1 pseudogene is annotated in these 322 nt (G+C 68.6%); it reads left to right on the top strand.

Features of this window, described 5'->3' with window-relative positions:
• Nucleotides 1-171, top strand: a pseudogene (locus ACN6PJ_RS26645) (gamma-glutamyltransferase); the annotation flags it as partial.
• Nucleotides 172-322 lie beyond the last annotated feature (151 nt).

Genomic DNA, 322 nt, shown 5'->3' with positions numbered 1-322 from the left:
TCCACCATTGCGGGCCTGAAAGACCTCGGGCATGCTTTGAAGTCCGTCGACGATCCCTACATGGATTTCGGGGCGGGCCAGTTCATCTGGCGCATGTCCGAAAGCGACAACGAGCTGGGCTACGTCGCCGCCAGCGATAGCCGGCGCGACGGGCAGGCCGTGGGCTTTTAAGAAGCCCCCGCGCCGCGCCTTCGGCTTGCTGCCCCCCGAGGGGGCGCATTTTGCCTTGGGACGGCGCGGCGGCAGAAAATGCCCCCGCGCCGCGCCTTCGGCTTGCTGCCCCCCGAGGGGGCGCATTTTGCCTTGGGACGGCCCGGCGGCA

It is taken from the genome of Achromobacter sp., from assembly GCF_050285585.1.
Lineage (GTDB): Bacteria > Pseudomonadota > Gammaproteobacteria > Burkholderiales > Burkholderiaceae_B > Achromobacter.
The sequence above is the reverse complement of the archived record's forward strand: the minus strand, read 5'-3'. Positions and strand labels throughout refer to the sequence as shown.